Source organism: Paracoccus panacisoli (genome assembly GCF_042435015.1).
In the GTDB taxonomy this organism is placed as follows: Bacteria; Pseudomonadota; Alphaproteobacteria; order Rhodobacterales; family Rhodobacteraceae; genus Paracoccus; species Paracoccus panacisoli.
Genome location: NZ_JBHMQU010000027.1, coordinates 29,009 through 52,542, shown reverse-complemented (window position 1 = coordinate 52,542; position 23,534 = coordinate 29,009). Strand labels below are relative to the sequence as shown.

General features: G+C 72.9%; 26 protein-coding genes. 9 read left to right on the top strand and 17 right to left on the bottom strand.

The window, feature by feature from the left end:
* The first annotated feature begins 11 nt into the window (after positions 1-11).
* The 3 genes from ACFHYO_RS06985 to ACFHYO_RS06975 all read left to right on the top strand — a co-directional run bounded on the left by ACFHYO_RS06985 (position 12) and on the right by ACFHYO_RS06975 (position 3,476).
* Entirely contained in the window at positions 12-1,073 is a 1,062-nt protein-coding gene (locus ACFHYO_RS06985) for a saccharopine dehydrogenase (protein ID WP_394319327.1), read from the top strand.
* Complete coding sequence (locus ACFHYO_RS06980; RefSeq protein ID WP_394319325.1) at positions 1,070-2,212, top strand: saccharopine dehydrogenase C-terminal domain-containing protein; 1,143 nt, start codon at positions 1,070-1,072, stop codon at positions 2,210-2,212. Before ACFHYO_RS06985 ends, ACFHYO_RS06980 begins: the two co-directional genes overlap by 4 nt.
* A 76-nt stretch (positions 2,213-2,288) precedes the next feature.
* Positions 2,289-3,476, top strand: a complete 1,188-nt coding sequence (locus ACFHYO_RS06975; protein WP_394319323.1) for a PQQ-dependent sugar dehydrogenase — start codon at positions 2,289-2,291, stop codon at positions 3,474-3,476.
* A gap of 96 nt (positions 3,477-3,572) precedes the next feature.
* Here the strand turns inward: ACFHYO_RS06975 and ACFHYO_RS06970 are convergent, their stop codons facing one another.
* Positions 3,573-3,920 carry a DUF3775 domain-containing protein gene (locus tag ACFHYO_RS06970; protein WP_036703151.1) on the bottom strand — a complete coding sequence of 116 codons (348 nt, stop codon included), beginning with the start codon at positions 3,918-3,920 and terminating at the stop codon, positions 3,573-3,575.
* 144 nt (positions 3,921-4,064) lie between these two features.
* The gene (mutL, locus tag ACFHYO_RS06965) at positions 4,065-5,885 is read right to left on the bottom strand and encodes a DNA mismatch repair endonuclease MutL (RefSeq protein ID WP_394319321.1); all 1,821 of its coding nucleotides are present in this window, start codon (positions 5,883-5,885) and stop codon (positions 4,065-4,067) included.
* Positions 5,886-6,021: 136 nt separating this feature from the next.
* Here mutL and ACFHYO_RS06960 point away from each other — a divergent pair, with 136 nt between their 5' ends.
* Positions 6,022-6,198, top strand: a complete 177-nt coding sequence (locus ACFHYO_RS06960; protein WP_394319319.1) for a hypothetical protein — start codon at positions 6,022-6,024, stop codon at positions 6,196-6,198.
* 70 nt (positions 6,199-6,268) lie between these two features.
* On the opposite strand, the gene ACFHYO_RS06955 is transcribed toward ACFHYO_RS06960, so the two are convergent.
* From ACFHYO_RS06955 to purH, 5 genes are all read right to left on the bottom strand, one after another.
* Positions 6,269-7,570, bottom strand: coding sequence for a M16 family metallopeptidase (locus ACFHYO_RS06955; RefSeq protein WP_394319318.1), 1,302 nt, complete (start codon positions 7,568-7,570; stop codon positions 6,269-6,271).
* Positions 7,567-9,210, bottom strand: coding sequence for an insulinase family protein (locus ACFHYO_RS06950; RefSeq protein ID WP_394319316.1), 1,644 nt, complete (start codon positions 9,208-9,210; stop codon positions 7,567-7,569). Before ACFHYO_RS06950 ends, ACFHYO_RS06955 begins: the two co-directional genes overlap by 4 nt.
* A gap of 141 nt (positions 9,211-9,351) precedes the next feature.
* Positions 9,352-9,852, bottom strand: coding sequence for a DUF3035 domain-containing protein (locus ACFHYO_RS06945; protein ID WP_036712932.1), 501 nt, complete (start codon positions 9,850-9,852; stop codon positions 9,352-9,354).
* A 124-nt stretch (positions 9,853-9,976) separates the two neighbouring features.
* The gene (gene lspA, locus ACFHYO_RS06940) at positions 9,977-10,495 is read right to left on the bottom strand and encodes a signal peptidase II (RefSeq protein ID WP_394319440.1); all 519 of its coding nucleotides are present in this window, start codon (positions 10,493-10,495) and stop codon (positions 9,977-9,979) included.
* A gap of 143 nt (positions 10,496-10,638) precedes the next feature.
* Positions 10,639-12,225 (bottom strand): bifunctional phosphoribosylaminoimidazolecarboxamide formyltransferase/IMP cyclohydrolase, encoded by a 1,587-nt coding sequence (gene purH / locus ACFHYO_RS06935; RefSeq protein ID WP_394319314.1) that lies wholly within the window; start codon positions 12,223-12,225, stop codon positions 10,639-10,641.
* Positions 12,226-12,376: 151 nt separating this feature from the next.
* On the opposite strand from purH, the gene hslU reads away from it, so the two are divergent.
* The 3 genes from hslU (at position 12,377) to ACFHYO_RS06920 (ending at position 15,202) form a co-directional block, all read left to right on the top strand.
* Positions 12,377-13,675, top strand: coding sequence for an ATP-dependent protease ATPase subunit HslU (gene hslU, locus ACFHYO_RS06930; protein WP_394319312.1), 1,299 nt, complete (start codon positions 12,377-12,379; stop codon positions 13,673-13,675).
* Positions 13,676-13,753: 78 nt separating this feature from the next.
* Entirely contained in the window at positions 13,754-13,951 is a 198-nt protein-coding gene (locus tag ACFHYO_RS06925) for a PLD nuclease N-terminal domain-containing protein (RefSeq protein ID WP_036711530.1), read from the top strand.
* Between the two features lie 51 nt (positions 13,952-14,002).
* Positions 14,003-15,202 (top strand): PDDEXK family nuclease, encoded by a 1,200-nt coding sequence (locus tag ACFHYO_RS06920; RefSeq protein ID WP_394319310.1) that lies wholly within the window; start codon positions 14,003-14,005, stop codon positions 15,200-15,202.
* Here the strand turns inward: ACFHYO_RS06920 and ACFHYO_RS06915 are convergent.
* From ACFHYO_RS06915 to ACFHYO_RS06885, 7 genes are all read right to left on the bottom strand, one after another.
* Complete coding sequence (locus ACFHYO_RS06915) at positions 15,164-15,727, bottom strand: lipocalin family protein (RefSeq protein ID WP_036711527.1); 564 nt, start codon at positions 15,725-15,727, stop codon at positions 15,164-15,166. The two genes, ACFHYO_RS06920 and ACFHYO_RS06915, sit on opposite strands and share 39 nt — an antisense overlap.
* 68 nt (positions 15,728-15,795) lie before the next feature.
* Positions 15,796-16,440, bottom strand: a complete 645-nt coding sequence (locus ACFHYO_RS06910) for an RluA family pseudouridine synthase (protein WP_036711524.1) — start codon at positions 16,438-16,440, stop codon at positions 15,796-15,798.
* Positions 16,437-17,060 carry a LysE family translocator gene (locus ACFHYO_RS06905; protein ID WP_036711523.1) on the bottom strand — a complete coding sequence of 208 codons (624 nt, stop codon included), beginning with the start codon at positions 17,058-17,060 and terminating at the stop codon, positions 16,437-16,439. The genes ACFHYO_RS06910 and ACFHYO_RS06905 overlap by 4 nt, the downstream gene beginning before the upstream one ends.
* The gene (locus ACFHYO_RS06900; protein WP_052175105.1) at positions 17,057-17,482 is read right to left on the bottom strand and encodes a GFA family protein; all 426 of its coding nucleotides are present in this window, start codon (positions 17,480-17,482) and stop codon (positions 17,057-17,059) included. The genes ACFHYO_RS06905 and ACFHYO_RS06900 overlap by 4 nt, the downstream gene beginning before the upstream one ends.
* Positions 17,463-17,915, bottom strand: coding sequence for a free L-methionine (R)-S-oxide reductase MsrC (msrC, locus tag ACFHYO_RS06895; protein WP_036702596.1), 453 nt, complete (start codon positions 17,913-17,915; stop codon positions 17,463-17,465). Before msrC ends, ACFHYO_RS06900 begins: the two co-directional genes overlap by 20 nt.
* A gap of 51 nt (positions 17,916-17,966) precedes the next feature.
* Complete coding sequence (gene hslV, locus ACFHYO_RS06890; protein WP_036702597.1) at positions 17,967-18,524, bottom strand: ATP-dependent protease subunit HslV; 558 nt, start codon at positions 18,522-18,524, stop codon at positions 17,967-17,969.
* A gap of 86 nt (positions 18,525-18,610) precedes the next feature.
* On the bottom strand, positions 18,611-19,330 hold the full coding sequence (locus tag ACFHYO_RS06885) for a hypothetical protein (RefSeq protein WP_394319307.1): 720 nt from the start codon (positions 19,328-19,330) through the stop codon (positions 18,611-18,613).
* On the opposite strand from ACFHYO_RS06885, the gene ACFHYO_RS06880 reads away from it, so the two are divergent.
* Both ACFHYO_RS06880 and ACFHYO_RS06875 read left to right on the top strand, forming a co-directional pair.
* Positions 19,302-19,547 (top strand): hypothetical protein, encoded by a 246-nt coding sequence (locus ACFHYO_RS06880; RefSeq protein ID WP_394319305.1) that lies wholly within the window; start codon positions 19,302-19,304, stop codon positions 19,545-19,547. The two genes, ACFHYO_RS06885 and ACFHYO_RS06880, sit on opposite strands and share 29 nt — an antisense overlap.
* A gap of 75 nt (positions 19,548-19,622) precedes the next feature.
* Complete coding sequence (locus ACFHYO_RS06875) at positions 19,623-20,840, top strand: NAD(P)/FAD-dependent oxidoreductase (RefSeq protein ID WP_394319303.1); 1,218 nt, start codon at positions 19,623-19,625, stop codon at positions 20,838-20,840.
* A 6-nt stretch (positions 20,841-20,846) separates the two neighbouring features.
* Here the strand turns inward: ACFHYO_RS06875 and ACFHYO_RS06870 are convergent, their stop codons facing one another.
* Genes ACFHYO_RS06870 through arfB form a run of 3 tightly spaced genes read right to left on the bottom strand, consistent with a single transcriptional unit; the run spans position 20,847 to position 23,158 of the window.
* Positions 20,847-22,253, bottom strand: a complete 1,407-nt coding sequence (locus ACFHYO_RS06870) for an inorganic phosphate transporter (protein WP_394319301.1) — start codon at positions 22,251-22,253, stop codon at positions 20,847-20,849.
* A gap of 21 nt (positions 22,254-22,274) precedes the next feature.
* On the bottom strand, positions 22,275-22,733 hold the full coding sequence (locus ACFHYO_RS06865) for an NUDIX hydrolase (protein WP_231555442.1): 459 nt from the start codon (positions 22,731-22,733) through the stop codon (positions 22,275-22,277).
* Complete coding sequence (arfB, locus tag ACFHYO_RS06860) at positions 22,730-23,158, bottom strand: alternative ribosome rescue aminoacyl-tRNA hydrolase ArfB (RefSeq protein ID WP_394319299.1); 429 nt, start codon at positions 23,156-23,158, stop codon at positions 22,730-22,732. The genes ACFHYO_RS06865 and arfB overlap by 4 nt, the downstream gene beginning before the upstream one ends.
* Positions 23,159-23,534 lie beyond the last annotated feature (376 nt).

Genomic DNA, 23,534 nt, shown 5'->3' with positions numbered 1-23,534 from the left:
GAGAGTTCAGCATGACACATCTGTGGGTCCGGGCCGAAAGCCGCCCCAACGAGGACCGCGTCGGCATCACCCCCGAGGGGGTGCGCGACCTGATCCGGCGCGGCTTTGCCGTGACGGTCGAGGACAGCCCCCGCCGCATCCTGCCCGTCGAAGACTACCGCCGCGCCGGCGCCACCATCGCCCCCGAGGGATCGTGGGTCGAGGCACCCGCCGACGCCATTGTCTTCGGCCTCAAGGAGCTGCCCGAGGACGGCACCCCGCTCACCCACCGCCACATCATGTTCGGCCACGCCTTCAAGGGCCAGCCGGCGGGGCAGGAGCTGCTCAAGCGGTTCCGCGCGGGCGGCGGGCGGCTCTATGACCTCGAATATCTGCTCGACGACGACGGGCGCAGGCTCGCGGCCTTCGGCTACTGGGCGGGCTACGCGGGGGCGGCGGTGGCGCTGAAATGCTGGGCGGCGCAGGCGCATGGCGGCATCTGCGGCCCCGTCCACCCGTTCCCCAACAAGGAGGCGCTCGCCGCGAGCCTGCGGGCCGAGCTGGACGGCACCGGCCGGGTGCGGCCGCGCGCCATCGTCATCGGCGCCAAGGGCCGGGTCGGCACCGGCGCCGCCGACCTCTGCGCCGAGATGGGCGTGCGGGTGACGAAGTGGGACATGGCCGAGACCGCCCACGGCGGCCCCTTCCCCGAGATCCTGCTGCACGAGGTGTTCCTGAACTGCATCCTCGCGCAGCCAGGCTGCCCGGTGTTCGTGCCGGAAAGCGCCGTGAATCCCGGCCGCGCGCTGACGGTGATCGGCGACATCGCCTGCGACCCCACGAGCGAGTTTTCCCCGATCAAGGTCTATGACCGCACGACCGACTGGGCCGCCCCCGCGCTCAGGGTGGCAGAGCGGCCGCTGCTCGACGTGACGGCGATCGACAACCTGCCCTCGATGCTGCCGCGCGAATCGAGCCAGGATTACGCGGCCCAGCTTCTGCCGGTGCTGCGCCAGCTCGACGCCATCGACGCAGGCCCCTGGGGCCGGGCGGCGGCGATCTATGACACCCATCTGAAAGAGCTTTCGGCATGACGATTCACTGGGTTGGCACCGGGCTTTCGGCGATCCCCGGCCTGCGCCGCCTGCTCGCGGGCAAGACGCCGGTCGTGGTCTGGAACCGCACGGTGGAGAAGGCCCGCGCCGCGGTGGGCGATCTGGCGCAGGACATCCGCGCCTATGACCCCCAGGCACTGACCGAGGCGCTGGCGGCGGGCGACGTGGTCGTCTCGATGCTGCCGGCCGACCAGCACCCGGCGCTGGCCCGGATCTGCGTCGAGAAGCGGGCGCATTTCGTCAGCTCGTCCTACATCTCGCCCGAGATGGCGGCGCTCGAGGCGGCGGCCGAGGATGCGGGCGTGGCGCTGGTCAACGAGGTCGGGCTCGACCCCGGCATCGATCACCTGATGGCGCATGAGCTGGTCGCGGATTACCGGCAGGTCGCGCAGAAGGGCGACGCGGTGAGCTTTACCAGCTACTGCGGCGGCATCCCCCGCCATCCCAACCCGTTCCGCTACAAGTTCTCGTGGTCGCCGCTGGGCGTGCTGCGGGCCCTCCGCTCGCCGTCGAAGTCGATCCGCGACGGGGCCGAGCGGGTGGTGGACCGCCCCTGGCACGCCATCGACCCCTATGATGCGCCGCTGCCGGTGCCCGAGCGGTTCGAGGTCTATCCCAACCGCGACTCGACCGCCTTCATCGACCCCTACGGGTTCGACCGCGAATGGACGCTCAAGGATTTCGTCCGCGGCACCATCCGCCTCAAGGGCTGGTCCGAGGCGTGGTCCGAGGTCTTCGCCGAGGTCGAGGGCCTGACCGGCCCCGAGGGCGACGTGCGGCTGCGCGAGATGGCCGAGGGGTTCTGGGACGCCCACGCCTATGCCGAGGGCGAGCCGGACCGCGTGGTGCTGTTCGTCCGGCTGGCGGCCGAGCGCGACGGGGCGCGGGTCTATGACCGCGAGTGGGTGCTGGACGCGCAGGGCAACGACCGCGGGACCGCGATGGCGCAGCTCGTCTCGATCCCCGTGGCGCTGGCGGTCGAGGCGGTGCTGCGCGGCGACTTCGCCCCCGGCGTCCACGCCGCGCCCTCGGCGCCCGAGGCGATCGCCGGCTGGCTGGTCGAGGTGGGCGAGATCGCCGACCACATGGCCAAGGTGGACCACCTGTCAAAACCGTGATCCGCGCGTGAGAACCGAGGGGGGAACGCACCCGGCCTGCTGACGTTGCCTGAGTGAATTGTTCAGGAGATTTTGCATGGCCCGCTTTGCCCCCTCGTTCCTCACGACCGCCGCCGCGCTCGGCCTGATGGCCGGGGCGGCGCTCGCGCAGGATTTCAACGCCGCCCCGCCGAATGCGCCGGATCAGCAACCGGCCTTTGAGGGCCAGACCCGCGCCCCGGTGATCGCCGACACGGTCGCGCTCAAGACAGAGACGGTGGTGGACGGGCTCTCGCACCCCTGGGCGCTGGCGCTTCTGCCCGACGGGGCGTGGCTGGTGACCGAGCGGCCGGGCCGGCTGCGGATGGTCGGCGCCGATGGCACGCTGTCCGAACCGATCGAGGGCCTGCCCGAGATCGACGCCAAGGGCCAGGGCGGGCTTCTGGACGTGATGGTCGGCCCGGATTTCGCCAGCGACCGGCGGCTGTGGATCAGCTATGCCGCGCCGGCCGAGGGCGGCAACCAGACTGCCGTCGCCACCGCGAAGCTTTCGGCCGACGGCCGTAGCCTTGAAGAGGTCAAGGAGCTGTTCCGCCAGACCCCCGTCTATGACGGCGACAAGCACTTCGGCAGCCGCCTGATGCTCGACGGGCAGGGCGGGCTGATCGTGACGCTGGGCGAGCGCTCGGACGTGCCGATCCGCGACAGCGCGCAGGCCGACGACAACCACCTGGGCAAGATCGTCCGCATCGACCCGCTCACCGGCGCGCCGATGGGGGCCGGGATAGGCCTGCCCGAGACCCACGCCAAGGGCTTCCGCAACGTGCAGGCGGCGGCGTTCGACAAGCAGGGCCAGCTCTGGACCGTCGAACACGGGCCGAAGGGCGGCGACGAGCTGAACCACGTCGAGCCGGGCAAGAACTACGGCTGGCCGGTCATCACCTACGGCGTGGCCTACAGCGGCGCCGACATCAACGCAGGCAAGACCGCGCAGGAGGGGATGGAGCAGCCGGTCTATTACTGGGATCCGGTGATCGCCCCCTCGGGGATGGCGTTCTACGACGGCGCGATGTTCCCGGACTGGAACGGCAGCGCGCTGATCGGGGCGCTGCAGGCCGGCGGCGGGGTCGTGCGGCTGACGCTCGACGGCGGCAAGGTGTCGGGCGAGGCGCGCTATCTGAACGGGATCGGGCGGGTCCGTGACCTCGCCGTGGCCCCCGACGGGGCGCTGATGCTGGTCACGGACGCCGACAACGGCGCGGTGATCCGGGTGTCGAAAGAGTAAGGCAGGGGGCGCTCGCGCCCCCTCGGCCGCGTGCCGCGGCCTCACCCCCTGAGGATATTTGGGTCCAGCCCGAGGGGGTGCAGGGTGGCGGGCGCGTCAGCCCTTAAGCAGGTTGTCGGCCTCGTCGCCGGGCGAGAGGCCGAGCGCCTCCATCCCCGCCTCAAGGTGGTCGGCCAGCTGAGGCTCGCCCATCAGGTAGTCCTCGGTGGGCGTGGTCTTTTCGGCCTTGGCCGTCGCCACCGCCTCTGACAGGTCGTCGGCGTCGAAGGTGCCGCGGCCGATCCACATCACCGCCGTCAGCGCCGCCTGCTCGTCGTCGTTCAGGTCGGCAATGAAGTCGCGCAGCTCATAGGCGTTGCGCCCGCCGCGCCCGTCGAGCCCCTGATCGTAGTCACGCGCCCGGATGACGACGAAGGCGATCTTGTCGGCGCTGATCTCAAGCATGGCGCGGCAATCCTCTCTGCGGCCCCGGAGGGTACCCCGCTTGTCGCCCGAACCCCGCCGCCCGTCAATCCGCGCGCGGCTGCGGTTCTTCCTTGTGCAAATATCCTGGGGTGAGCGCCGCAGGCGCGAGGGGCGAAGCCCCTGCTAGCGCCCGAACAGCCGCTCGATGTCGGTGAGCTTCAGCTCGACCCACGTCGGGCGGCCGTGGTTGCACTGGCCCGAGCGGGGCGTCCGCTCCATCTCGCGCAGAAGCGCGTTCATCTCCTCCCCGCTCATCCGCCGGCCCGAACGCACCGAGCCGTGGCAGGCCATCGACGAGAGCACCGCGTCGAGCCGCGCCTGCACCCGGTCGCTTGCGCCCGTGTCGGCGAGGTCGTCGGCGATGTCGCGCATCAGCGCTGCGGCGTCGATCCGGCCGAGGGCCGCGGGCACCTCGCGCACCGCGACGCAGCCGGGGCCGAAGGGTTCGATGACCAGCCCGAGGCGGGACAGAGCGTCCGCCGCCTCCAGCACGCGTTGGGCCGCGTCGCCCAGATCGACGATCTCCGGGATCAGCAGCGCCTGCCCCGGCACCGGCGCGCCCGCGGCCTGCGCGGCCTCGGCCTGGGCCTTGAGGCGTTCGTAGACGAGCCGCTCGTGGGCGGCGTGCTGGTCCACGATCACGATGCCGTCCGCGGTCTGGGCGATGATCCAGTTCTCGTGCAGCTGTGCCCGGGCCGCGCCGAGCGGGTTCTCGCCTGGGCTGTCGGGTATGGCTTCGGTCGTGTCGGGCTCGATCCGGGCCGCGGCCGGGGCGAAGCCGGGCGCCGCTTCGGACAGGCCGGGGGCAGCCCCCAGCGGGGCCTGCGCGGCCCAGCCCGCGGCCAGCGCCGCGGGGCGCAGCGGCGTCTCGGGGCGGAAGGCGCCGAGCACTGCGGTCCCGCCGGTCGAGGCGGCCCGGTGCCCCGCCCCCGCCATCGCGTGCCTGAGCGCCGAGACGACCAGCCCGCGCGCGGCCTCGGGCGTGCGGAAGCGCACCTCGGCCTTGGCCGGGTGCACGTTCACGTCCACCCCCTCGGGGTCGCAGCTCAGATACAGCACCGCCGCCGGGTGGCGGCCCGCGGCGAGCACGTCGAAATATCCTGCCCTCAGCGCCCCGGTCAGCAGCTTGTCGCGCACCGGGCGGCCGTTGACGTAGAGATGCTGGGCCACCGCCGCGCCGCGCGAATAGGTCGGCAGCGCGGCGAGGCCCGTCAGCCGCAGCCCGTCGCGCTCGGCGTCGAGCGTCACCGCGTTCTCGACGAACTCGCGCCCCATCACCCGGCCGATGCGGGTGGACAGCGCCGCCTCGCCCGTCTCGGGGTCGGCGCGGAACAGCACCCGGTCGGCGTCAGCGTCAGTGAGGGTGAAGCCCACGCCGGGCTCGGCCATGGCCAGTCGGCGGATGACCTCGGCGATGGCCTGGGTCTCGGCCCGGTCGCCGCGCATGAACTTGAGCCGGGCGGGGGTCGCGAAGAAGAGGTCATGCAGCTCGACCACCGTGCCGCGGTTGCCGGCGGCGGGGCGGACCTCACTGATGCGGCCGGCGGCGACCTCGATGCGGGCGGCCTCAGCCCCCGCGGCGCGGCTGGTGAGGGTGAGGCGGCCGACCGCGCCGAGGCTGGGCAGCGCCTCGCCGCGGAAGCCGAAGCTGCGGATGTTGAGCAGGTCCGAGCCGTCGATCTTCGAGGTGGCGTGCCGCGACAGCGCCAGCGGCAGGTCGGCGGCGGTCATGCCGCAGCCGTCGTCGGCCACCCGGATCAGGCGCTTGCCGCCGCCGGCGATGGTCACGTCGATGCGCCGCGCCCCGGCGTCGAGCGCGTTCTCGACCAGCTCCTTGACCGCCGAGGCGGGACGCTCGACCACCTCGCCGGCCGCGATGCGGTTGGCGGCGGCCTCATCCAGTTGGCGGATGACCGGGCGGATGTTGGGGTCATGGCGCGTCATGACCCCAGATATAGCAAGAATCACGCCGTCCGCGAAAGCGATTCCTGAGCCGAGGACGTGTCCGGGAACCGGGCGCGCGCGGCGCGGCTTTAGGTCACATCAGACCTCACTCATGCGCCCAACAAGGATGAACGTCATGAAAACCCTGACCCTCACCGCACTGGCCACCGTCACCCTCGCCCTGGCCGCCTGCGGCCCCGATGCGGGCACCCGCGCCACCACCGGCGCTGCGACCGGCGCGGTCGTGGCCGGTCCCGTCGGCGCCGTTGCGGGTGCTGCGCTGGGTGGCACCGGGGCCGTCCAGGTCCGCTGACCGGCGTCCATCGCCAACGATACGGCCGCCGCCCCCGGGGGACGGCGGCCGTTTTCGTTGCGGCGGCGCGTCAGAGCCCTTCGGGCCGTCCGACCAGCACGAAGCTGAGCCGCGCGGGGTCGAGCAGGCGTTGCGCCACGCGGTTCACGTCCTCGACCGTGACCGCCTCGATCTGCGGGTTGCGGGTGTTCACGTAGTCGCGCGGCATCCCCATGAGCTGCATCCCGGTCAGGATTCCGGCGATCTTGCCGTTGCCGTCGAAGCGCAGCGGGTATTCGCCGGTGAGGTAGGTCTTGGCGTCGGCGACCTCGCGGTCGGTTACGCCCTCGCGGATCTTGCCCCAGACCTCGCGCACCAGCGCCACGGCCTCGCCCGTCCGGGCGTTGGCGGTGGCCATGCCGCCCTGCCAGCTTTCGCCGAGCACCTGGTTGGCGAGGCCGGTGCCGACGCCGTAGGTCAGCCCGCGCTTTTCGCGGATCTCGTCCATCAGCCGCGACGAGAAGCCGCCGCCGCCGAGGATGTGGTCGAGCACGAAGGCCGCGAAGTAGTCCTTGTCGCTCATCGGCAGGCCGGGCTGGGCAAAGGCCACCACGGTCTGCGGGCTGTCCCAGTCGATGACCGTGGTCTGGCCGTCGAACTGCGGCGTGGCCGCGGGCGGCAGCGGCACGGACGCCGTGGCGGGCAGGTCGCCGAGGATGCGGTCCACCAGCGCGCCGAGCCCGGCCGCGTCGATGTCGCCGGCGGCCGAGACGATGACGCGGTCGCGCGCCAGCACCCGGTCCTTGGCGGCGCGCAGGTCCTCCACGGTCAGCGCGGCGACGCTGTCCTCGGTGCCGTTGAGCGAGCTGCCGTAGGGGTGGCTGCCCCAGAGGCGGGCGGCCATGGCCTTGGCGGCGATGGCGTTCGGCTCGCTCGCCTCGGCGCGGATGATCGACTGGACCTGCGCGCGCACCCGCTCGACCGCGTCGGTGTCGAAGCGCGGCGCCGTCAGCGCGTCGCGCACGAGGTCGGCGGCGGCGTCCCGGTTCTCGGTCAGGGCCCGCAGGCTCACGGTCAGCGCGTCGTCGCCGACGTTGAAGCTTGCGCTGGCGCCGAGCGCCTCCATCGCCTCGGCCCACTGGGTCGCGTCGCGGTCGGCTGCGCCTTCCTCGAGCAGCCCGGTCATCAGGTTGACGGCGCCGCGCTTGCCCTCGGGATCGACCGAGGCACCGCCGCGGAAGGCGATGTTGAGCGCGACGAAGGGGATCGAGTGATCCTCGACCAGCCAGGCCCCGACCCCGCCGGGCGAGGTCACCTGCTGGATGTCGATGGCCCGCGCCGGCAGCACGGCGAGAAGCGTGAGGGCGGCGGCGGTGACGAGCGCGCGGATCATTGCTGCACCTCGGCAGCAGGGGTTTCGACGGCGGCGCCGTCAGGGGCGGCGGTCCCGTCAGGCGGGGGTGGCGGGGCGCCGGGGGCCGCGGTCGGGTGCGGGGTGTCGGCAGGGCTGGGCGCGGCGGTTTCGGGTGCGGTGTCCGCGGTGTCAGGGGCGGGCGCTGCGGTGGTCTCGTCCGTGGCTGGCGCGTCAGCCGCGGGAGAGTCCGGCACGGCAGCCCCAGCCGGGGTGTCGGCGGTCGGTGCGGCCGGCGTCTCAGCCGCCCCCGCCCCAGCCTGTGCGCCCGGCGCAGCCCCCTCGCCCGCCCGCGCGGGCAGCAGATGGGCCGTCACCGCGCCCTCGCGGCGCAGCGCGATCCGCGCGGCGGCCTTCACGTCCTCGACCGTGACCGCGGCCAGCAGGTCCGGCCAGTCGTTCACGTCCTCGACCGTCAGCCCGATCGCCAGCCCCTGCCCGTAGTCATAGGCGCGGCCGTGCGCCGAATCGCGCTCGTAGATCCGGGCGGCGCGCAGCTGCGTCTTGACCCGGTCGAGCTGCGCCGGGTCCGGCCCTTCCGCCAGGAACTCGTCGAGGGCCGCGTCCAGCGCCGCCTCGGCCGCTGCCTTGGCGGCCTGGGTGTCGGCCTGCGGCGGATAGACCATCGTCACCGCGAAGGTCGTCGGATCGACGGTCAGCCCGTCGTAGCTGGCCCCCGCCCACAGCGCCTTGCCGGTCATCACCAGCTTGCGCCCCAGCACCGAGGTCTGCGGCGAGCCGCCGAGCAGTTCGGCCAGCACCGACAGCGCCGCCGCCTGCTTCTGGTCGCCCGCATTGCGCTCGGGCACGATCACGCTGCGCGAGATCGTGGGCTGCGGCACCCGCGGGTCGGCCATCTCGATCACCCGCGACGCCCGCTGCACGGGCTCTTGCGGGCGGGCGGTGCGTTCGGCGCCGGGCCGGGCCGGGATCGGGCCATAATGCTTTTCAGCGAGGCTGCGCACCTCGTCTGCGGTCACGTCGCCCGCCACGACCAGCACCGCGGCGTTCGGCGCGTAATGGGCGCCGTACCACGCCAGCGCGTCGTCGCGGGTCAGCCCCTCCATCTCCTGCCGCCAGCCGATGACCGGGCGGCCATAGGGGTGATTGTAGTACTGCACGGCCGCGCGTTCCTCGGCGAAGAGCGCGCGGGGGTCGCTGTCGGTGCGCTGCGCGCGTTCCTCGAGCACGACCTGCCGCTCGGCCTGCCAGTCGTCCTCGCCGATCCTGAGGTTGGCCATGCGGTCCGCCTCCATCCCCATCACGAGGTCGAGGCGGTCGGCGGCGATGCGCTGGAAATAGGTGGTGAAGTCGTACGAGGTGAAGGCGTTGTCCATGCCGCCGTTGGCGGTCACGGTCTTGGACAGCTCGCCCGCCGCCAGCTTGTCGGTGCCCTTGAACATCAGGTGCTCGAGGTAATGGGCGATCCCCGACTTGCCGGGCGTCTCGTCGGCCGAGCCGATGCGGTACCAGACCATCTGCACCACGACCGGGGCGCGGTGATCCTCGATCACCACCGCCTCCATCCCGTTGGGCAGGGTGAAGTGGCTCACGCCCGGCGGCATCTCGGCCAGCGCGGGCGAGGCAGAGACGAGCAGGACGGCGAGGAGCGTGCGGCGCATGGGCGACCCCTTCAGGTCATCATCGGGAAGGCCAGAGGATGACCGCAGCCGGCGAGGCGCACAACCCGTCGCCCGATCACTGCCGCTTGAGGGGCCGCCCGGTTGCGGCGGCCCGTGCCTCCCCGGACGCCCGCGGCCCGCTCAGCGCGGCGGGGCGCTGGGGGTCTGGACGCCGGTGCGGCGCCAGCGCTCGAGTTCGGCCCAGCTGTCGAGCGTCTGCGGCCGGTAGGCGCGGTAATAGACGTTGGTGCGGGCCACGATCTCGAGCAGGCGGCGGCCGTGGCGGGCGCGGTACTGCGCATCCTCGGCGGCGGTGACCTGGCGGATGCCGGGCGTCACCCCGGCCCGCGCGGCATGGGCGAGCAGCGCGCCGTCCCCGGCCCCCACGCCCTGCGCGGCCAGCTGGCCGGGGTTGCCGCCGAGGGCGGCGACGGCGTCAGCCTCGGGGTGCGGGTCGGTGATGTTCGCGCCGCCCGGCGTCGGCGCGGGCAGCTGCGCGAGGTCCGGCGGCAGTTCGAGCGGGCGGGTCGGGACGATGGCGAATTCTTCGGGGCCGTCGTCGCTGGCGAGCGTCATCAGCTTGCCCTCGTTCGAGCAACCGGCGAGCGCCAGCGCGCAGATGGTCAGCAAAGCGGCCCGCATGATCTCACGTCCTGTCCCGTTTCCGGCCTTCTAGCGCGTCCGGCGCGGTCCGTCACGGGTCTTGTGGCGGTGCGCAGGGCGCGTGAGCAGGAATCGGCGGCAGGGGGTGGTGCTCCCGCCGCAGTCAGTCGCCGCTGCCGGGCCGGCGCCGCGGGCGCGGGGCGGGGGCGGGCGGGGGCGCGGGTTTCGGACCCGGCTGGACGATCAGCCCCAGCGCCCCGGCGAAGATGGCGATGTCGGCCACGTTGAAGCTGTAGGGGTTGCGCCAGCCGGGCAGGCTCATGTTCAGGAAATCCGCCACCGCGCCATAGGCCACGCGGTCGATGACGTTGCCCAGCGCGCCGCCGACCAGCAGCCCCGCCGCGACCTGCGCGAGCGTGCCGGGCCGCAGCCGCACCAGCCACACCGCGACGCCGACGCAGATCGCCAGCGCCACGCCGATCAGCACCCAGCGCATGAACTCGGCGTCAGTGCCGAAAAGGCCGAAGTTCACCCCCTGGTTCCACGCCATCCTGAGGTTCAGCCACGGGTCGATCACGTCGATCGCCTGCACCTCCTTGAGGTTCAGGGCCTGCACGACGATCCACTTGCTGAGCTGGTCCAGCGCCAGCACCCCGAGCGTCACGCCCAGCGCCCACCACAGCTTGCGCGGCGGCGGGGGCGGCGGTTCGGCCTTGAGCACCCGGCGCTTCTTCGGCGCGGTGCCGTCGGCGGCCGGCAACCGGCGCCGCGCGGGCTTCTTCGCGGGCTCGCCCGCAGCCGCCAGAGGGGTGGGCGTGTCGCTCATCAGTGCCGGAAATGCCGCTGCCCGGTGAAGACCATCGCGAGGCCGAGCCGGTCGGCGGCCGCGATCACCTCGGCGTCGCGCATCGACCCGCCGGGCTGGATCACCGCGCGGGCACCGGCGGCGGCCAGCGCCTCGATCCCGTCCGGGAAGGGGAAGAACGCGTCCGAGGCGACCGCCGCGCCCTCGGTCAGCGGCTGCGCGAGGCCCAGCGCCTCGGCCATGTCCTCGGACTTGCGCCGGCCGATGCGGGTGCTGTCGACCCGGCTCATCTGCCCGGCGCCGATGCCCACGGTGGCGCGGTCCCTGGCATAGACGATGGCGTTCGACTTGACGTGCTTGGCCACCGTCCAGGCGAACATCAGGTCGTCGAGTTCCTCGGCCGTGGGCTGGCGCTGGGTCACGACCTTCAGCGCCTCGCGCGAAACATGGCCGTTGTCGCGGCCCTGGATCAGGAAGCCGCCGGCGACCTGGCGGACCGTCTCGCCGCCCGCGCGGGGATCGGGCAGCCCGCCGGTGGTCAGCAGGCGCAGGTTCTTCTTGGCGGCAAAGACGGCGCGGGCGGCCTCGGTCGCGTCGGGGGCGATCACGACCTCGGTGAAGATCTCGGTGATGGCGCGGGCGGTCGCCTCGTCCAGCGTGCCGTTCAGCGCGATGATCCCGCCGAAGGCCGAGGTGCGGTCGCAGTCGAAGGCGCGGCCGTAAGCCTCGGCGAAGCTCGTCCCCAGCGCCACGCCGCAGGGGTTGGCGTGCTTGATGATCGCCACCGCGGGGGTGGCCGGGTCGAACTCTGCCACCAGCTCGAACGCGGCGTCGGTGTCGTTGATGTTGTTGTAGGACAGCTCCTTGCCCTGCCACTGGCGGGCGGTGGCGACACCGGGGCGCCCCGTCCCGTCGGTATAGAAGGCCGCCGTCTGGTGCGGGTTCTCGCCATAGCGCAGCGTCTGCGCCAGCGTCCCGGCAAAGGCGCGGCGGCGCGGGGCGTCCTGACCGATGGCACCCGCCATCCACGCCGACACCGCCGCGTCATAGGCCGCGGTGCGGGCATAGGCCGCCTGCGCCAAGCGCTGGCGGAAGGCGAGGGTCGTCGCGCCGTCGTTCGCATCGAGCTCGGCCAGCACGGCGTCGTAATCCTGGACATCCACCACGGTGGCGACGAAGCCGTGGTTCTTGGCCGCGGCGCGGATCATCGCCGGGCCGCCGATGTCGATGTTCTCGACCGCCTCGGCATAGTCGGCGCCGCGGGCGACCGTCGCCTCGAACGGGTAGAGGTTCACCACCAGTAGGTCGATCGGCGCGATCCCGTGCGCGTCCATTGCAGCGACGTGCTCGGGGTTGTCGCGCAGGGCCAGCAGCCCGCCGTGCACCGCCGGGTGCAGCGTCTTGACGCGGCCGTCCATCATCTCGGGGAAGCCCGTGACCTCGGCCACGTCGCGCACCGTCAGCCCCGCGGCGCGCAGCGCGCTCGCCGTGCCGCCGGTCGAGAGCAGTTCGACCCCGCGGGCGGCCAGCGCCCGGGCGAAATCCTCGAGCCCGGTCTTGTCCGAGACCGAGATCAGCGCGCGCTTGAGGGGGGTGCGGTCGGTCATGGCGGGCTCCGGCTATGGCGTCGCGCGTGACCTAGCCTGACCGGCGCCGCCCGTCCAGCCGCCGCACTCTCCGCGGGGCTGGCCGAGGGACGGACATTTGAAACCGCCCGGCCGCCCGCCTAAGTCACCCCGCAAGCAGAACGAGGATGCCATGACCGACCTCACCCCCCGCCAGATCGTGGCGGAACTGGACCGCTTCATCATCGGCCAGGCCGACGCCAAGCGCGCCGTCGCCGTGGCGATGCGCAACCGCTGGCGGCGTCAGCAGCTTGCCCCCGAGCTCAAGGCCGAGGTGCATCCCAAGAACATCCTGATGATCGGCCCCACCGGCGTCGGCAAGACCGAGATCAGCCGGCGGCTGGCGAAGCTCGCCGGGGCGCCCTTCGTCAAGGTCGAGGCGACCAAGTTCACCGAGGTCGGCTATGTCGGCCGCGACGTCGAGCAGATCATCCGCGACCTCGCCGACGCCGCGATGGTCGAGACACGGGCGCGGATGCGCGACGACGTGACCGCCCGCGCCCGCGCGAGCGCCGAGGACCGGGTCATCGCCGCGCTGGCGGGCGACCAGGCGCGCGAGCAGACCCGCGAGATGTTCCGCCGCAAGCTCAAGGCGGGCGAGCTGGATGACACGGTGATCGAGCTTGAGCTGACCGACACCTCGAACCCGCTGGGGATGGAGATCCCGGGCCAGCCCGGCATGGGCCAGATGATGGACCTGGGCGCGCTGATGAAGGCGTTCGGCGGCCGCAAGACCCGCCGCAAGGTGACCGTCGCGCAGTCCTACGACCTGCTGATCGCGGAAGAGGCCGACAAGCTGATCGACGACGAGCGGGTCAAGACCGCCGCGCTCGAGGCGGTCGAGCAGTCGGGGATCGTCTTCATCGACGAGATCGACAAGGTCGCCACCCGCGCCGACACCCGCGGCGGCGAGATCAGCCGCGAGGGGGTGCAGCGCGACCTGCTGCCGCTGATCGAGGGCACCACCGTGTCCACGAAATACGGCCCGGTCCGCACCGACCACATCCTGTTCATCGCCTCGGGCGCGTTCCACGTGGCGAAACCCTCGGACCTCTTGCCCGAGCTGCAGGGCCGGCTGCCGATCCGGGTCGAGCTGCGGGCGCTGACCGAGGCGGATTTCGTCCGCATCCTGACCGAGACCGACAACGCCCTGACCCGGCAATATGCCGCGCTGATGGGGACCGAGGGGGTCGAGGTCGCCTTTACCGACGACGGGATCGCGGCGCTCGCCCGCATCGCCGCCGAGGTCAACTTCAGCGTCGAGAACATCGGCGCCCGGCGGCTTTACACGGTGATGGAGCGGGTGTTCGAAGAGCTGTCCTTCGCCGCCCCCGACGCGGACGGTCAGCGGGTGACGGTGGACGCGGCCTATGTCGAGGCGCCGCTCGGCGACCTCGCCCGCTCGGCGGACCTGTCGCGCTACGTGCTCTAGCGGCGACGGAACCGCACGCCGCGGGGGCCGTTGTGCGGTCGGACCCGCGGCGTATACGCGGATCGAAGCGGAGGCAGGATGATGAACATTTTCAGCGGCATCGGCGGGATCATCCTGTTCGCGCTCGACATCTGGGCGATCGCCTCGGTGATCAACTCGAACGCCGAACGGTCGTCGAAGATCATCTGGACGCTGGTGATCGCCTTCCTGCCGGTGATCGGGCTGATCGCCTGGTGGTTCATGGGGCCGAAGGCGAATTATCAGGGGCGGTTGTAGCCGCGCTGATCGTCAGTTGACGGGCGCGCCCCGCCCCGGAACATCTGCGCCATGACCGCGCTTCTCATTTCGCCATCCGGCCCTGCCACGCTTGAGCGTGAAGATCTGGTGTCGGGGCTCTCTGAACACTGGCTGCAGGAGTTGCTGCACGGCCACCCCCAACTCATCCCGCTGGACGAGATCGAACCCGGCACAGGCCGTTTCATCCCGGTGGTCCGCGAACTGGCGATCGCCAAGCCCGGCGGGACCGTCTTTCTGGACCTGTTCGGTCTGACCGCGTTCGGCCGTCCGGTGCTGATCGAGTGCAAGCTCTGGCGCAACCCGCAGGCACGGCGCGAGGTCATCGCCCAGATCCTCGAATACGCGGCGCTGCTGCGGCGGTGGAGCTATGCGGACCTGACCGCCCGGCTGAAACCCAGGCTGGACCCGGCGCTGGCGGCCCATCAGAACCCGCTGTTCGAGCTTGCGCGCCATGGCGGTTCGCCCCTGTCCGAAGCGTCCTTTACCGACGCGGTGTCGGCGAACCTGCGGCAGGGAGACTTTCACCTGCTGATCGCGGGTGATGGCATCCGCGAGGACATGATGGCCATCGCCGAGCACATTGGCGATTCGGGCGCCCGTCTGGCGCTGATCGAGTTCCGCCGCTGGTCCGACGGCAACGGCAATGTCGTCGTGACCCCGCACGTGCCGTTCCGCACGCAGGTCGTCCGGCAGCGGGTGCTGGTCGATGGCACAGGAGCCGCGCTGACGATCGAGGAGGAGGGTGCCGAGGAGCGGATCGGTGCCGCACCGGACACGGCCCCGACAGTCGCCTCGCCCGAGCGACAGGCCACCCTCGCCGCAAACCGGGCGTTCTGGCGGCGGTTCATCGACACGTGCCGGTTCGACCACCCGGATCAGCCGCCACCCCGCCATGGCGGCAACAACTGGGCCAAGATTCCCCTGCCCGAGCCGGCGCGCTGGATCACGGCCTATCGCTGGAATGACCCGCGCTGGAAGGGCCGCGCAGGTCTGACGCTGGTCGAGCAGGAGGGCGCTGACCTCTTTGCGCGCCTTGCTGCCATGACCCCGGAGATCGAGATGGAAATGGCGCCCTTCCCCGTGCGGTGGGGCGCGATCCTCAATCCGAGCCGGACATGCTTCAGCCTTGATGAGCCACTGGGTTGCACCGACACGATCGGATGGTTGTGTGCCGCGTCAAACCGGATGGTGTCAGTTCTTCGCCCGGTGCTGGCCGACCTCAAGGCCTGAGTGGCTGACCCGGATCAACCCGTCCACATCGAACCCCTTGTCCCGCGCCATGCCGACCAGCCGGTCGTAGGTCGCCTGATCCATCCGCGGCTCGCGGGCGAGGATCCACAGATAGCCGCGGTTCGGGCCCGAGATCATTGCCCAGCGGTAATCCCTGTCCAGGGCAAAGACGTGGTAGCCGCCCGGGAAGCCGGGGAAGAAGGTGACTCCGAGGCTCGCCACGTCGGGGGCGCCGAGGAAGCGGGCGGTGCCCTCGATCGAGCGCCATTCGCCGTCCTTGCGGCCGCGGTTCAGCACCCGGACCGAGCCGTCGGGGTTCAGGGTGTAGTCCGCAGTGACGTCGGTCATGCCGCGCTCGAAGCGGTGGTCGAGGCGGGCGATCTCGTGCCAGCGGCCCATGTAGCGCTGGGCCTCGAAGCCGGTCACCGGCTCAATCCCCGCGGGGACGCGGGTCATCACCGCGCGCGAACAGGCAGCGGCCGCGGCGAGGGCGGCAAGGCCGATGGCGAGGGTACGGATGCGCATGGGGACCTCCCGTTATTTGGCGTACAACGCGCGGGGCGGGGGTTTGGCTGCATCCGCCTCAGCGGGGATCAGAACGGGACGTCGGCCGAGAAGGTCATGGTGACGTTCGAATCCGGGTGGCGCAGGCGCAGCGTCTCGGCGTGCAGCATCAGGCGGGGAAACTCGGCCGCAGGGCCGGTGGCATAGAGTGGGTCGCCCAGGATCGGGTGGCCGAGATGGGCCATGTGCACCCGCAACTGGTGGCTGCGCCCGGTCAGGGGGGTCAGGCGCACCCGCGTCTCGTCGTCGCCCGCGCGGATCACCCGCCAGTCGGTCTGCGCCGGGCGGCCCTCGGGGTGGATCATCTGCCGCGGGCGGTTCGGCCAGTCGACCATCAGCGGCTGGTCCACGGTGCCCGTGCGCCCCGCGACCCGGCCCCAGACGCGGGCGACGTAGGATTTCCGCACCCCCCGCGTCTCGAACTGGCGCGACAGGTGGCGCTGGGCGTGGGGCGTGAGGGCGAAGACCATCACCCCCGAGGTGTCGAGGTCCAGCCGATGCACCAGCAGCACGGTGGGAAAGGCCACGCGCAGGCGGGCGATCAGGCAGTCGGCGCGATCCTCGCCCCGGCCGGGGACCGACAGCAGCCCCTCGGGCTTGTCCACGACGAGGATCTGGTCGTCGTCGTGGATCAGCCGTGGCTGGGCCTCGGTCGGGCGATAGACGAAGCTCACCGTGCGACCAGCCGCAGGGCGAGGCCGGCGAACATCACCGCGGCGATGCGGTTCAGCACCCCCAGATGCGCCCCGAGCCGCGCCCCGAGCCATCCGGCGACGAGCCCGTAGCCCATCGTCACCAGCGTGCCGGTGAAGGCAAAGATGAGGCCGAGCGCCAGCAGCTGGTGCCAGATCGGGCCGTAGTCGGGGCGGGTGAACTGCGGCAGGAAGGCCAGCAGGAACAGCACCGGCTTGGGGTTGAGAAGGTTCGAGAGCGCCCCGCGCCGGATCACGTTCCACGGCCGCACCGCGCCGCGGGCCGCGCCCTGCGGCGCGGCGTGCCAGCTTTTCCAGGCCAGCCACAGCAGATAGCCCGCGCCGATCCACTTGATCGCCGCCAGTGCGCCGGGATGGGCCGCGATCAGCGCCCCGAGGCCCAGCGTCGCCATCAGCACATGGGCGACGACCCCCATCCCGACCCCCAGCCCGGCGAGCGCGCCGGCCCGCGGCCCGCCCTGCAACCCGCAGGCGGTGGCGAAGAACACGTCCTGCCCGGGGGCGAAGTTCAGCACCAGACCGCCCGCGACGAAAGCGGCCAGCTGGGGCGTGGGGATGTGGCCCAGCGTCTCCCAGATCACTGGTGGGGGTCCTGGGGCAGGCCGTCGCCGATTTCGTAATAGTCGCCCTTGTCGCCGACCCAGATGTGGCGTTCGAGCCGCAACCCGGTCGGCGCGTCGAGGCAGCCCAGCGCCACGTCGGTGTCGCCGCGGCCGATGGCGCGCCAGAACATCGACGACCCGCAGGTGGTGCAGAACCCACGCTCGGCCTTGTCGGACGAGCGGTACCAGCGGATGTGCTCGGCCCCCTCGATGGTCAGCCGGTCGTCGGGGACCGGAACGGCGGCCCACACATGGCCCGACCAGCGCCGGCACTGGCCGCAGTGGCAGGCCGCCACGTCGGGCAGCGGGCCGCGGATGGTGACGCGGATCGCGCCGCAGAGGCAGCGCGCGGTGCGCCGGGCGTCGGGGTCAGAGCTTGCCTCAGAGCGTGCCAAAGACATCCTGCATCATCCCTTCCAGCGCCGCCTGATCGGCGGGTGTGAACGCATCGGGGCGGTCGCTGTCGATGTCGAGCACCCCGATCAGCCGCCCGGCCCGCCCGAACACCGGCACGACGATCTCGGACCGGGTCGAGCTCGAGCAGGCGATGTGGCCGGGGAAGGCCTCGACGTCGGGCACGAGCTGGGTCTCTCCGGTCCGGGCGGCGGCGCCGCAGACGCCGCGCTCGAACGGGATCGTCAGGCAGCCGTGCCCGCCCTGGTAGGGGCCGACCTTCAGCAACCCGGGCGCGGTGACGCGGTAGAAGCCGGTCCAGTCGAAGCGGTCGTCGGCGTGGTGCAGCTCGCCCGCGACGGTGGCCATCAGCGCGACCTCGTCGGTCTCGCCTTCGGTGAGGGCGCGGATGCGGGCGCGCAGGTCGGTCCAGTCGGTCATGGCGCTCAGGCTAGCGGCTTCCGGCGCGGCCGGGAAGCGGGGGATGCGGGCTCAGGCAGCGATCGTCTCGACGGTCAGGTTGCCGTTGGTATAGACGCAGATTTCGGCCGCGATCGCCATGGCGCGGCGGGCGATGGTCTCGGCGTCGAGGTCGGTCTCCATCAGCCCCCGCGCCGCGGCGAGCGCGAAGTTCCCGCCCGAGCCGATGGCGGCCACGTCATGCTCGGGTTCCAGCACGTCGCCCGCGCCGGTCACGACGTAAAGCTGGGCGCCGTCGGTGACGATCAGCATCGCCTCGAGGTTGCGCAGGTATTTGTCGGTGCGCCAGTCCTTGGCGAGCTCGACGCAGGCGCGCTGCAACTGGCCCGGCGCGGCCTCGAGCTTCTTTTCCAGCCGCTCGAGCAGGGTGAAGGCGTCGGCGGTCGAACCGGCGAAGCCCACCACCACGTCGCGCCCGCCCGGCGAGAGGCGGCGGACCTTGCGCGCCGTGCCCTTCATCACCGTCTGCCCGACGCTGACCTGCCCGTCGCCGGCGACCACCACCTGCCCGGCCCGGCGGACCGCGAGGATCGTCGTGCCGTGCCAGCCGGGAAACCTGTCGTCGCTCATGCCTGCGCCTCCGTTCGTTCTGCGGGGTCAGATAGGGGCGCGGGCGCGCCGGCGCAACGCGCGCTTCCGCAGTGGCGCGGTGGGGCCTAGGGTGGCGGCGCCCAGCCACCCCTCGTGACGGCCGATCCATGCCCACCCTGCGCGTCTATCTGCACGGCTCGATGCTGCGCACCGCCCGGGCCGGGACGTTCCCGGCGATGGCGGTGCTGCAGGCGGCGGTCGAGTCGCGCGGCTGGCGGGTGGCGTTCGAGCGGGCGGGGCCGGCCGCCCAGCAGGTGCCGCCGCCCGCGGGAGACTTTGCGTTGCTTCACATGAAACGTCCGCTGCATCCGCGCACCCTGACCCTGCGGCGGGCCTATCACTACCCGTTCTGGCGGATCGAGCCGGTGGCCGAGCGCTGGCGCTTTGCCGTCGCCCGCGCCACCTTCGATCCGGCCGAGGTGGATGGTGAGGTCGCCGCGGCCTTCGTGCGCCGGCTGCGGGCGCGGGTGCTGCCCGGTCCGCCGCCGACCCGGGACGGGCCGATCCTTGTGCCGCTGCAGGGCCATCTGCGCCGGCACCGCTCGTTCCAGTCGATGAGCCCGGTCGAGATGCTCGCCGCGGTCTGCGCCACGGGCGAGCCCGTCACCGCCACGCTGCACCCCCGCGAACGCTACGATGCCGAGGACCACGCCGCGCTGGCGGCGCTGGCGGCGCGCTACCCCCGGCTGACGATCGGCGGCGACACGCCGGCGCTGCTGCGCGCGTGCCGGTTCGTGGCGACCCAGGAACAGCGCCGTGGCGTTCGACGGGCTGATCCTTGGCAAGCCCGCGGTGCTCTTTGCCCAGATCGACTTCCACCACGTCGGGCTGAACGTGGCCGAACTCGGGGCCGAGGCGGCGCTGGCCGCAGCCGCGGGCGCGGCGCCGGATTTCGCCCCCTATCTCTGGTGGTTCCTCAAGCGCCACAGCATCGACGCCCAGGCCCCCGACGCGGGCGATCGGATGCGGGCGGCGATGCGGGCGGGCGGCTGGCCGCTCTGACGGCGCTGCCCTTGCGCCGCCCCGCCCTGCGCGGCAGGGTCTGGCGCGGCAGCGCGCAGCAGAAAGGGCCGGGGCATGGCGGAACGGGTGGTCATCGTCGGGGCCGGTCAGGGCGGGCTGCAGGCGGCGGCCTCGCTCAGGGCCGAGGGGTTCACCGGGCCGGTCACGCTCATCGGCGACGAGCCGGGCCTGCCCTACCAGCGCCCGCCGCTCAGCAAGGCCTACATGAAGGACGGCGACGCGAGCCGCCTCGCCCTCAAGCCCGAAAGCTTCTTTGCCCAGTCCGGGATCGACTATCGCCCCGCCACCATCGTCGCCGCCATCGACCGCGCGGCGGGCGAGGTCGTGCTGGCGGGCGGGGCGCGGGTCGGCTTCGACCGCCTGATCCTCGCCACCGGCGCCCGCAACGCGGTGCCGCCGCTGCCGGGGCTCGACCTGCCCGGGGTGCATGGGCTGCGGGGGCTCGCCGACGCCGCGCGGCTGCGCGACGCGATGGGGCGGGCGCGGCGCGCGGTGGTGATCGGGGGCGGGTTCATCGGGCTCGAGTTCGCGGCCGTCGCCGCTGCGGCCGGCGTCGCGGTCACGGTGCTCGAGGCCGCCGACCGGCTCATGGCCCGCGCCGTGACCCCGCCGACCTCGGCGCGGTTCCTCGACTTTCACCGCGGCGCGGGGGTGGACGTGCGGCTCTCGACGCTCGGCGCGGGCGTGGCCGGGACGGATGTGGCCGAGGGCGTTGTGCTGACCGACGGCACCACGCTGCCGGCCGACCTGGTGCTGCTCGCCACCGGGGTCCGGCCGAACGTGGAACTCGCCGCCGAGGCGGGGCTCGCGGTCGCCAACGGCATCGTCGTGGACGGGCATCTGCGGACCGCCGATCCGCGCATCTTCGCAATTGGGGACTGCGCCAGCTTCCCGCTTGAGGGCCGCGCCACGCGGCTCGAGTCGGTGCAGGCGGCGGCCGACCACGCCCGCCACGTCGCCCGCAGCATCGCCGGGCAGGACCAGCCGCCCTATGCCGCGCTGCCGTGGTTCTGGTCGGACCAGGGGCCGCTGAAGCTGCAGATCGCCGGGCTCTCCGAGGGCTGGGACGACACCCACGCGCTGCACGATGCCGAGGGCGCGGTGGACACGGTGCTGGTGTTCCGCGCCGGCCGGCTGATCGCGGTCGAGACGGTGAACCAGGCCGGCCGCCACATGGCGGCGCGCAAGCTGCTGGCGGGCCCGCCGCTCCTGCGCGAGACGCTGGCCGCGGCCGATTGGGACCTGCGCGCGGTGCTGGCGGCGGCCGGCTGACCACCGCTAGGCGATGGCCCAGGCGAGGCCCGCGCCCAGCAGCGCCGTGCTGGGCACCGTGACCGCCCAGGCGGCGAGCGTCCGCAGCACCGCCGAGCGGCGGACGAGTCGGCGGCGGTGCGCCTCCTCGGGCGGCAGCGGGGCCCGGGCGGCGGGCGCGGCGGCGGCGGCCATGCGGCGCTCGTCCCACTCGCGGTAGAAACCGACCCCGAACACCCCGCCGAGCGCCACGTGCGTCGAGGACACCGGCAACCCCAGCCACGTCGCCCCCAGCAGCACCAGCGCGGTGGCGAGCGCGACGCAGAGCGCGCGGGCCGGGTTCAGCCGGGTGATCCGGCTGCCGACCATCGCCACCAGCCGCCGCCCGAAGAGCATCGCGCCGAGGCCGAAGCCCAGCCCGCCCATGGCGAGCCACGTCGGCGTCACCTCTGCCCCGCCGTCGCCCTGCCGGGCGATGACGGACAGCGGCCCGACCACGTTCCCCACGTCGTTGGCGCCGTGGGCAAAGGCGATCAGCACCGCGGCGGCGATCAGCGGCGGGCCGAACAGCCGCTCGGTCACCTCGCGCGGGCGGCGGCCGGCCAGCCGCTCGGCCCTGAGCCGCCGCCGGGCGAGCCACCAGCCCGCGACCGCCGCCAGCGATGACAGCGGCAGCGCCGCCCACCATCGCACCGGCCCCAGCGTCAGCGCATAGCCGCCGAGCACCGCGGCCACCGCGCCGACCAGCACCGGCAGCCAGCGCACCCCGGCCGAGATCCGGTCCGGCGCGCGGTGGATGCGGGCGCGCAGCAGCGCCAGCAGCGCCGCCCCGATCGCCCCGGCGATCACCGGCGAGACGAGCCAGCCCGCCGCGATCCGCGCGATGCCGCCCCAGTGCGGCGCGTCGAGCCCGAATTGCGCCGCCCCCGCCCCGGCGATACCGCCCACCACCGCGTGGGTGGTCGAGACCGGCGCCCCGGCCCAGGTGGCCAGCGTGATCCAGATGGCGGCGGCGATCATCGCGGCCAGCATCACTGCCGCCGCGTCCGCCCCGCCCGCCCCCGCCGCCGGCAGGATGTCCGAGGTCAGCGTGGCGCTGACCCGCGCGCCGGCGGTCAGCGCGCCGGCGATCTCGGCCACGGCGACGAGCGCCAGCCCGGCGCGCATCGAGATCGCCCCCGCGCCGACCGCAGGCCCCATCGCGTTCGCCGTGTCATTGGCCCCGATCGACAGCGCGAGGAACGCCCCCACCATCACCCCGGCGGCCAGCATCGCCGACCCGCCCGCGCCGGTCAGCGTGGCGCCCGCGATCGTCGCCAGCGCTGCAAAGACCAGCGCCACGCCGAGCTGCCGCACCGGCCGGCCCGAGTAGAACCCGGCGCTTTCGGCGTTGGCGATCCGGTCGAGGTCCTTGTCGAGAAACCGCAGCTCCATGATCGGGGGCGCGATCCGGGCTCAGGCCGCGCGGGCGGCCAAGCCGCGCAGCAAGGCGGCAAGCTCGGGCTCGGCCACCATCGTCGCGGCCTCGGCGGGGGCCACCCAGCGCCGCTCGCGCCCGCCCGCCTCGGGGAAGCTGTCGGCGAGGGCGGCCACGCGGATCAGGAACACCCGCACCTCGACCGGGATGCCGAAGCCCGAATCCTGCATCTTGTCATAGTGATAGCGCCCGAGTTCGAGCATCGGGGCGTCTGGCTGGGGGCGGACGCCCGCCTCCTCCCACGCCTCCTGCAGGGCGGCCTCGGCCATCGAGCGGCCGGACATCGGCCAGCCCTTGGGGATGATCCAGCGCCCGGTCCCGCGGCTGGTGATCATCAGCACCCGCCCCGTCGCGGGATCGAGGCAGAGCGCCGCGACCTGCATCCGCGGATGCCGCGCGCCGAACAGCCGGCCGAGCCGGCGGCGCAGGGCGCTCACGTCTCGTCCCCCGGTCCGACGGCGCCGCGCAGCGCCTTGACCGCGCCGCGCCGGGTCTTGGCGGCGAGCCGCCGCCGCTCGCTGCCCAGCGTCGGGCGCGTGGCGATCCGCGGCCGCGGCGCGACCAGCGCCTGGGCGATGAGCGCGGCCAGCCGCGCGCGCGCGATCTCGCGGTTGCGGGCCTGGCTGCGGGTGTCCTGGACCTGGATCACCACCGCCCCGTCCGCCGTCCAGCGCCGCCCGGCGAGCCGCCTGAGCCGGGCCTTGACCGCGGGGGTGAGGTGGGGCGAGCGTGCCGCCTCGAACCGCAGCTCGACGGCGGTCGAGACCTTGTTGACGTTCTGCCCGCCCGGCCCTTGCGCGCGGGTGAACTGCTCCGACAGCTCCCAGTCGGCGAGGGTGAGGGTGTCGGTGATCCGCAACATGGCGCAAAGATGCGGGCGACGCGGGGCAGATGAAAGGGCGGAGTGCCCCATCTCACGCAATTTTAGAGGCCCGCGGGCGGCGCCGGGGCTGGCCAGCGAGAGCGCGCTGCGATCTGCCCAACGGGTAGGCACCGGGCAGGCCGGGGGGCGTGGCTCCGCGGCCTTGGGGGACGCGCTCCGCAGCGCGGTTGTGCCGTGCCCGGTGCTCTGTCATCTGCTCCGGGCCCGTAGAAGCCACCCCGCGGGCGCCGTGGCCCCGCGCCTTTCGTCGGGAGGCAGCCAGTCCCACCCCCCTCTCAATCCTCGCCCTCGGGCAACTCGGGCCCATGCTCCGGCCGCCCGGCCTTGACCGCGCGGGCCAGCACCGCCATCGCCT